This window comes from Pelomonas candidula, from assembly GCF_043555985.1.
In the GTDB taxonomy this organism is placed as follows: Bacteria; Pseudomonadota; Gammaproteobacteria; order Burkholderiales; family Burkholderiaceae_C; genus Pelomonas; species Pelomonas candidula.
In genome coordinates this window covers 107,368-115,484 of sequence record NZ_JBIGIC010000006.1, presented here as the reverse complement: position 1 = coordinate 115,484, position 8,117 = coordinate 107,368, and the positions used below count along the sequence as shown (strand labels likewise).

The following is an 8,117-nucleotide window of genomic DNA, read 5'->3' as shown; positions in this document are numbered from 1 at the left end:
GGCCGCCCCAAGCCGGCCCGTGCAGGCGATGTGCTCGCGGCTCGATGCCGCGAGCACATCGCCGTCCCCTCGGGGGCTTTGGCCGGACACATTGCGCCCAGTGGGCGCGATGTGCCTGCCGAAGAGCAGCCGCTCTGCCGGCTGCGCGGTCTGCAAGACCGACTGGGCACGCCCGCGTTCAGCGGGGCGGGACTGGGCGAGGGGCTCATAACCATTTCATTTGCGGTCACGCAATGCGGTATCGGCGAGGCCGCGGATGGGCGACAAGAGGTACTGCAGGACCGTGCGGCGGCCCGTGACGACATCGGCGTTCACGCTCATGCCGGGGCCCAGCGGCTGGCCGAAGCGCCTGGCGCTCGCCGGGTCCACCGTCGCCACCACGCGGAAGTAGCGCTCGCCGCGTTCGTCCACGAGGCTGTCGGCACTGATCTCGGTGACGCGCGCCTCCAGCGTGCCGAAGGTCGTGTAGTCGAAGGCCGCCACCTTGACGCGCGTCGGCAGGCCCACGCGCAGCGTGCCGCGCTCGGTGGGCGAGGCGCGGGTCTCGACGACGAGGGCCTCGTCCATCGGCGTCAGCTCCAGCAGCGTCTCGCCGGGCTTCACGACGCCGCCCACCGTGTTGCTGGCCAGCTTGTTGACGACGCCGGCCATCGGCGCCGTCAGCACGGTGCGGCGCACGCGGTCGTTCTCGGTCTTGATGTCCTCCTCCAGCCGGCGCAGCTCCACGTGGGCGTCGCTCAGCGCCGTGCGCGCCTCGCTGCGGAACTGGGCCACCGTCTCGGCCTGGCGGGCTGCCAGTTCGGCGGCTGCGGCGGCCAGGCGCGGCAACGAGGCCTCGCTCTCGGCGATCTGCGTCGTCAGCCGCTCGACGCGGCTGCGCGCATCCAGCAGCTCGCTCTGCGAGCCGGCATTGCGGTTGACCATGTTCTGCACCAGCGTCAGCTGCGAGCGCGCCAGGTCCAGTTCGGCGCGCAGACCCTTGACGCGCGCGCTGGCCTCGGCGGCTTCCTGGCGGCGCTGTGTGGCCTGCTCCTCCAGCACGCGGGTAGTCTGCGCGAGCTTGGTGGCGCGGGCCGTGAAGGCCTCGGCCTCGGCGCGCACGGCCGGGTCGTTGGCGTCCACGCCCGCCGGTGGCTGGAAGCGCGCCGCGCCGCTGGCCTCGGCATCCAGCCGCGCCACACGGGCCGCCATGCCCGACAGCCGCGCGCCCTTCTCCGCCCGTGACGAGTTGGCCTGCAGGTCGGACACGGCCACCAGCGGCTGGCCGGCCACCACGGCGTCGCCCTCGTGCACGAAGACCTTGGACAGGATGCCGCCTTCCAGGTGCTGCACCAGCTGCTGCTTGCCCGACGGCACGATGCGGCCCTGCGTGTGCACGACGAGGTCCACCTTGGCCACGGCCGTCCACAGCAGCAGCGCGGCGCAGATGCCGGCCACCGCGTAGATCAGCGCCCGCGGGCGGCGCAGGCGGCGCGTCTGGCCCAGCGTGTTGTCGAAGTAGCCTAGCAGCAGGTCGACCGGGACGCCGCGTGTCGTCGTGGCCGTCATGGCTTTTCTCCCAGCCGCACGGCCACGGCCGGCGACGGCGCGCTGGCCTTCATGTCGATGCGCGTGGTGATGCGGTCGCCCGCGATGCCCTGGCCCAGCAGCTCGTTGCGCACGGCCATCGCCCGGATGAAGGCGGCGCGCTGGTTCTCGCTGAGGTGGATCTCGGGGCCGATGGCCACGACCTCCAGCCGCAGCGAAGGCGATTCGGCCAGCCGCTGCTTCAGCGGCGCGAGCGCCTCGCCCAGTGCCTTGGCGGCCTTCTCGTCGACGGTGAGCGCGCCGGGCGCGAAGTCCAGCTGGAGATAGCGCTCGGCCGGCTTGACCTTGGCGGCCGCCGCGCTGGCCGCCAGCGACGCCTCGTTGCCCGCCACCGCGATGCGGGTGCGCTGGGCGGCCTGCGTCTCGACGACCGGCGGCGTGCCGCCCGGCCGTTCCTTCTCGGACGCCGGCGCCGCGATGGCCTGCCGCGCGCGGCCCAGCGCCGCCTCCTGCTCGGCGATCTTGGCCGCCATGCGCTTGGCCAGCATCTGCGCCGAGAAGCTCAGCGCGATCGCCAGCACGACGATGACGAACACCATCGCGATGACCACGTTGGTCAACGCATCCACGAAACCGGGCCAGTAGTCCCCGCCGCCCTTGCCGCCACCGCCTGCCATCGGCTACCTCGCGACGACCTGGCGCAGTGCGCCGGTCAGGTGGGCGATGCGCCACTCGTTCTGCGCCGCGCTGACGACGACTTGCACGATGTCCAGCCGGCTCTGGTGCAGGCGCTGGTAGGCGTCCAGCACGTCCAGCAACTGGCGGTTGCCGCCGCTGAGCTGGGCGCGGAAGGCGTCGACGACCTTGCGGTTGGCCTCCAGTTCGTCGCGCACGGAGGCGAAGCGCTCCGTCGCCGCGGCCAGGTTGGCATAGCTGGTCTCCAGGTCTTGCAGCACGCGGCGGCGCGTGCCTTCGCCGCGGGCCTCCAGCTCGCTGCGATGCGCCTCGGCGGCCTTCATGCGGGCGTAGTCGGCGCCGCCGTTGACCAGCGGCACGGTCATGACCAGCATGGCCTTGCTGTCGCGCTGGTTGGCCTCGGTGCCGGCGGCGTTGCGGGTCTGCGAATGTGTCAGCTCCACGGCCACGCGCGGCAGGAAACTTGCGCGGTCGCCCTTGCGCTCGGACTCGGCCGCCTGCTGCTCCAGCCGCGACGACAGGATGTCGGCGTTGCCGGCTTCCGCCTCCACCATCGCGTCCTCGGCGTTGGCCGGCAGGTAGAGGTCCAGCGGCGCATCCAGTGCGAGGCCGAACGGCGCCACGGACGACAGGCGCTGGAAGTTGCGCAGCGCCGCCGCCAGTGCCGCGCGCGAGTCGGCCAGGCCGGAGCGCACGTTGGCCACGCGGGCCATGATGCGTTCGCGCTCCGCCGGGCTGGCGCCGCCGGCGGCCACGCGGTCACCGATGTAGCGCAGCAGCTCGTTCAGCTCCTTCTCGTAGCTCTGCCCCAGCTCGACGCCGACGCGCTGTTGCAGCACGGCGAACCAGGCCGTACCGGTGTCCAGCAGCGTCTGCGACTCGACACCGGCCTCCTGCGCCTCGGCCGAAGCGGCCAGCAGCTCCTGGCGCGTCCATTCGTGGCGTGCGGCCTCGTCGACGAGGGCCTGGCTCAGCACGGCGGAATGGTCGGCGCGGCCCAGATTGGCCTGGCTGTCTGGCGTCTCGAAATGGCCGCGGCCGATGGAGAAGCGCGCCTCCAGCTTGGGCAACAGCGCGCCGCGCGCGGCCTTGCGGGTGTAGTCGAAGCTCTGTGAACGGTAGTGCGCGGCGGCCACGTCGGGGCTGTTCTGCCAGGCCAGCTGCAGCGCATCGCCCAGCGACAACGGCGGGCCGTTGCCGCTCAGCGGCAGCACCGGCGGGATGCCCAGCAACTGCTGCAGGCTGGCGACGCGGGGCTTGGCCATCTCGACCGGCGCGGAGGCCGCCGACGCCGCAACGGCCGGCGGTTCGGCCTGGGCGGTGGCCCAGACGGGCGCGATGCCGAGCAGGATCAGCCCACCCAGTCGACGCGGAGAAAAAGACATGGATCGCATCCCTTCAGGCGGACGTCGTTCGCGGCGCGGGCGTGCGCGGGTTGACCGCCCCGGGTGCCAGCAGGCGCTGCGGCGGCGCGTCGGCCACCAGCCGGCCACGCTCCAGCACGAGCACGCGGTCGCAGATCTGGATCAGCTCGGCGCTGTGCGTGGCGACGACGACGCAGCGCCCGTCCTTCCAGCCCGGCAGCGCCGCGAGAAAACCTTCCTGGGCCTGGCGGTCCAGCCCGAGCGTGGGCTCGTCCAGCAGCATCAGGTCGGATGTCTGGTGCAGCACGCGCGCCAGCGCCAGCATCTGCCGCTGGCCGCCCGACAGCCCGGCGCCGTTGGAGCCCAGCTCCGTGTTCAGCCCCAGCTCCCCACGGTCCAGGTTGGGCCCCAGGCCGGCCACGCGCAGCGCGCGCAGCAGCTCGGCCTCGCGGCTGTCGCCCTCGCCCGGCGCGACGACGTCCTGCAGCCGCCCGGCCAGGAAGCCCGGCTCCTGCGGCTTGTAGGCCACGGCGCCGGCCAGCCAGCGGCGGGTCATGTCGTCCGCCACGACGCGGCCGCCCAGCGCGAACTGCCCGGAGGTCGGCACGACGTGCCCGGCCAGCAGCTTCAGCAATGTGGATTTGCCGGCGCCCGAGCTGCCGACGATGGCGACCAGCTCGCCGGGCTTCAGCGTCAGGTTCAGCTCGGCCAGCACCGGCGGCCTGTCGGGGTAGGCGAAGCCGACGCCGCTCAGCCGCACGCCCTCGGCCGCGGCGGCGCCCAGCGGCCCGCCGGCCTCGCGGTGCGGCAGCGCGGCGGCGTCCAGCGCGACCGTGTCGGCCATGTCGCGCAGCGCGCGCATGAACTCCCGCCAGCGCAGCATCACCGGCGCGAACATGCAGATGGAGCTGACCAGCCGCCCGCCGAGCATCGTCGTCGAGATCAGCCCGCCGACGCTGAGCGCCTGCGCCTCGATGCGGTAGACGCCGGCCACCAGCGTCAGCACCGTGCAGGCCGACATGCCCACCGGCAGCAGCTGCTGGCTGACCTGCTGCCAGACCCGGGCCCGGGACGAGGCCCGTGCCGCGATGGCCGACGGCTCGCGCAGGCCGCGTTCGGCCACGCGGGCGGCGGCGACGGACATGACGCTCTCGCGCGCCGTCAGCACGTCCACCAGCCACGACAACTTGGTGCCGGATGCCTGCGTGGCGACGCGCGAGCGCCTGGCGGCCGCGGACTGCAGCACGCTGCTGGCCGCCAGCAGGGCCGCGCCAACACCGATGGGAATGAGCACCAGCGGCCCGGCGATGACCGCCAGCACGATGGCGAACAGCACGGCGAACGGCACATCGGCCAGCGGCAGCAGGAACTGGGCGGACAGCACGTCGCGCGTGGCGCCCAGCTCGCGGTAGCGCGACAGCAGCGTGCCCACAGCCAGTGGCCTGGAGGCCGGCGCGGCCAGCACGCCGCGCAGCAGCCGCTCGTCCAGATGCATGTCCCAGCGGGCGCCGGCGTGCTCCACCAGCAGCACGCGTGACAGCCGCAGCACCAGCTCCAGCACGAACAGCAGCACCATGCCGATGGCCAGCGCCCACAGCGTCTCGTGCAGCTCGTTGCCCACGGCCTTGTCGTAGACCAGCATCGAGAACAGCGGCAGTGTCAACACGAAGGCATTGACCAGCAAGCTCGCAAGGGCCAGATCGATCAGGTGACGACGGTTCGCGCGGAGGAACAGCAGGATGGCTTCACGCATGCGTCGGTAGCGGCTCGCACCTCGCGCCGGCGGAAGGCGGGGTGGACAAATGGGGGGCTATGGAGACCGGTTTGATGATATCCGTGAGGGAACACCCGGCATTGGAGGGAAAACCAGTCAAAGGCGGTGCGGACGCCCCCTTCCGTGGCTCACTCCCGTGGCGCCGCGAGGCGCCCGCACTTCGCCAAGCCGACGCCCGCAGCCGGTCGGCCGCGCGGCTATCCTGCCCCGGTCACCGCTTCCGCACACGCACCATGACCCTCTCCTGCGACGTGGCCATCATCGGCGCCGGCACCGCCGGCATGGCGGCTTACCGTGCCGCACGCGTGCACACCGGACGCGTGCTGCTCATCGAGGCCGATGCCTACGGAACGACCTGCGCGCGCGTGGGTTGCATGCCCAGCAAGCTGCTCATCGCCGCAGCCGACGCGGCGCAGGCCGTGCGCGAGGCGCACCGCTTCGGCGTGCAGGCAGAGCCGCCGCGCGTCGACGGGCGGGCCGTCATGCAGCGGGTGCGCAGCGAGCGCGACCGCTTCGTCGGCTTCGTGCTGGAGACGGTGCACGGCTGGCCCGAAGCGACGCGGCTGTCCGGCCGGGCATGCTTCATCGACGCCCACACGCTGGACGTGGCCGGCCAGCGCGTCGAGGCCGGGGCCGTCGTCATCGCCACCGGATCGCGGCCACGCATCCCGCCGGGCTGGCGCGAGCGGCTGGGGGCGCGGCTGATCGTCAACGACGACGTGTTCGACTGGACCGACCTGCCGCGCTCGGTGGCCGTTGTCGGGGCCGGCGTCATCGGCCTGGAGCTGGCCATGGCGCTGCACCGGCTGGGCGTGCGCGTGCGCCTGTTCGCACGCAGCTCCCGCGTCGGCCCGCTGACCGATCCCGAGCTGCAACTGCTGGCGCAGCGCCTGTTCGCCGAGGAACTGCCGCTGACGCTGAACGCCGGCTCACTGGACCCGGTGCTGGACGGCGAGCAGGTGCGCATCGGCGACGAGTGCTTCGACCTGCTGTTGTGCGCCTCGGGCCGCATGCCCAACCTCGACGGCCTGGGGCTGGACGCCCTGCCCTTGCCGCGGGACGCCGATGGCCGCGCGCTCGTCGACCGCCACACCGCCCAGTGGGGCAACGGGGCGTTGTTCGTGGCCGGCGATGCGACCGACGACCGGCCGCTGCTGCACGAGGCCGCTGACGCCGGCCGCATTGCCGGCGACAACGCGGCACGCTGGCCCGACGTTCACCATCGTCCGCGCCGCGCGCCGCTGGCCGTCGTCTTCAGCGACCCGCAGATCGCCATCGCCGGTGCCAGCTACGCCGAGCTGATGGCGGCAGGCGTCGCCTTCGACACCGGCCGCGTCAGCTTCTCCGACCAGGGACGCAGCCGGGTCATGCTCGTCAACCGCGGCGGCCTGCACGTCTATGCCGAACGCGGCACGGGCCGGCTGCTGGGGGCCGAGATGATCGGCCCGGCGGCGGAGCACATCGGCCACCTGCTGGCCTGGAGCGTGCAGCGCGGCGACACGGTGCAGCAGATGTTGGACAGCCCGTTCTACCACCCGGTCGTCGAAGAGGGCCTGCGCACCGCGCTGCGCCAGCTGAGCAGCGACCTGCATCTGCCCTCCCCGCCCATCGAGAGCTGCCTGGACTGCGACACCTCGGCCGAGGCGGGCAACTGACGCCGGCTCAGGCGGCCACGTCCACGACGACCTTGCCCCGCGCCGCTCCGGCAGCCACTCTCGCGTGCGCGTCGCCGGCCGTTGCGAGCGTGAAGCGGCCGGCGTCCAGGCGCGGCGTGATGGCGCCGGCGTTCACCAGCGCAGCCGTCTCGCGCAGGATGTGGCCGTGGCGTTCGCGGCCTTCACCGGTCAGCAGCGGCAGCAGTGTGAAGACGCCCGAGTAGGTCGCCGCACGGAACGACAGCGGCGCCAGGCTGTGGGTGCCCCAGCCGAGGATGCTGACGACATGCCCGCCGTGGCGGCGTGCGGCGGTGAAGGACGCGTCCAGCACGGCGCCGCCGACCGCGTCGAAGACGACGTCGAAGCCCTGCCCGGCCGTGTGCGCGGCCACGGCAGCGTCCAGCGGCTGGTGGCGGTCGATGGGCGTGGCTCCCCAGGCGCGGATGGCGTCGAAGTCAGCCACGCCGGCCGTGGCGAATACGCGCGCGCCCAGCGCCTGCGCCAGTTGCACGGCGATGTGGCCAACGCCGCCGGCGCCGCCCTGCACCAGCACGGTCTGGCCGGGGCGCACGGCGGCCCGGTCCACCAACCCTTCCCAGGCGGTGATGGCCGCCAGCGGCAGCGCCGCCGCCTCGCGCATCGGAAGTCGCGCAGGCTTGGCCGCCAGCAGTCGGGCGTCAACGGCCATGTAGTCGGCCAGCGAACCCTGCAGGCCGCCGATGCCGCCGGCCATGGCGTACACAGCGTCGCCGACCTGCCAGCCGGTCACACCGGTGCCGACGGCTGCAATGACGCCGGCCATGTCGATGCCCAGCACGGCGGGCAGCGGCTGACGGGCGTGGCCGGCCTGGCCGGCGCGGATCTTGGTGTCCAGCGGGTTCACGCCGCTGGCGTGCACGCGCACCAGCACCTCACCGGGGCCGGGTGTCGGCACAGGCAGGTCAACGGGGTTGAAAGCGCCGTTGGCTTCGTCGACCCGCAGGGCGCGCATCAGGGTGGGAGTGGCTTGCATCTGGAACTCCTGTTCGGGGAAGGGATGAACAGCAGTTTTGTTCATGCGATGTCGAATGGAAACCAAAGAAATTGCACGCTGATCATGCA

General features: G+C 72.8%; 6 protein-coding genes. 1 reads left to right on the top strand and 5 read right to left on the bottom strand.

Features of this window, described 5'->3' with window-relative positions; translation table 11 throughout:
* Positions 1 to 216: 216 nt before the first annotated feature.
* The 4 genes from ACG04R_RS13785 to ACG04R_RS13770 are packed head-to-tail and all read right to left on the bottom strand — an operon-like array spanning position 217 to position 5,340.
* Positions 217 to 1,548 carry an HlyD family type I secretion periplasmic adaptor subunit gene (locus tag ACG04R_RS13785; protein WP_394411250.1) on the bottom strand — a complete coding sequence of 444 codons (1,332 nt, stop codon included), beginning with the start codon at positions 1,546 to 1,548 and terminating at the stop codon, positions 217 to 219.
* Entirely contained in the window at positions 1,545 to 2,204 is a 660-nt protein-coding gene (locus ACG04R_RS13780) for an OmpA family protein (RefSeq protein WP_394411247.1), read from the bottom strand. Before ACG04R_RS13780 ends, ACG04R_RS13785 begins: the two co-directional genes overlap by 4 nt.
* 3 nt (positions 2,205 to 2,207) lie before the next feature.
* Complete coding sequence (locus ACG04R_RS13775; RefSeq protein ID WP_394411244.1) at positions 2,208 to 3,608, bottom strand: TolC family protein; 1,401 nt, start codon at positions 3,606 to 3,608, stop codon at positions 2,208 to 2,210.
* Between the two features lie 13 nt (positions 3,609 to 3,621).
* Complete coding sequence (locus ACG04R_RS13770; protein WP_394411241.1) at positions 3,622 to 5,340, bottom strand: ATP-binding cassette domain-containing protein; 1,719 nt, start codon at positions 5,338 to 5,340, stop codon at positions 3,622 to 3,624.
* Between the two features lie 254 nt (positions 5,341 to 5,594).
* Between ACG04R_RS13770 and ACG04R_RS13765 the strand changes: the two genes are divergently transcribed.
* Complete coding sequence (locus ACG04R_RS13765; protein WP_394411238.1) at positions 5,595 to 7,016, top strand: dihydrolipoyl dehydrogenase; 1,422 nt, start codon at positions 5,595 to 5,597, stop codon at positions 7,014 to 7,016.
* 7 nt (positions 7,017 to 7,023) lie between these two features.
* Here ACG04R_RS13765 and ACG04R_RS13760 read toward each other — a convergent pair whose 3' ends face one another.
* Complete coding sequence (locus tag ACG04R_RS13760; protein WP_394411235.1) at positions 7,024 to 8,028, bottom strand: zinc-dependent alcohol dehydrogenase family protein; 1,005 nt, start codon at positions 8,026 to 8,028, stop codon at positions 7,024 to 7,026.
* Positions 8,029 to 8,117 lie beyond the last annotated feature (89 nt).

Coding starts and splice junctions, on each gene's coding strand:
- ACG04R_RS13785 (WP_394411250.1), bottom strand. CDS start 1,548: ATGACGGCCACGACGACACGCGGCGTCCCGGTCGACCTGCTGCTAGGC.
- ACG04R_RS13780 (WP_394411247.1), bottom strand. CDS start 2,204: ATGGCAGGCGGTGGCGGCAAGGGCGGCGGGGACTACTGGCCCGGTTTC.
- ACG04R_RS13775 (WP_394411244.1), bottom strand. CDS start 3,608: ATGTCTTTTTCTCCGCGTCGACTGGGTGGGCTGATCCTGCTCGGCATC.
- ACG04R_RS13770 (WP_394411241.1), bottom strand. CDS start 5,340: ATGCGTGAAGCCATCCTGCTGTTCCTCCGCGCGAACCGTCGTCACCTG.
- ACG04R_RS13765 (WP_394411238.1), top strand. CDS start 5,595: ATGACCCTCTCCTGCGACGTGGCCATCATCGGCGCCGGCACCGCCGGC.
- ACG04R_RS13760 (WP_394411235.1), bottom strand. CDS start 8,028: ATGCAAGCCACTCCCACCCTGATGCGCGCCCTGCGGGTCGACGAAGCC.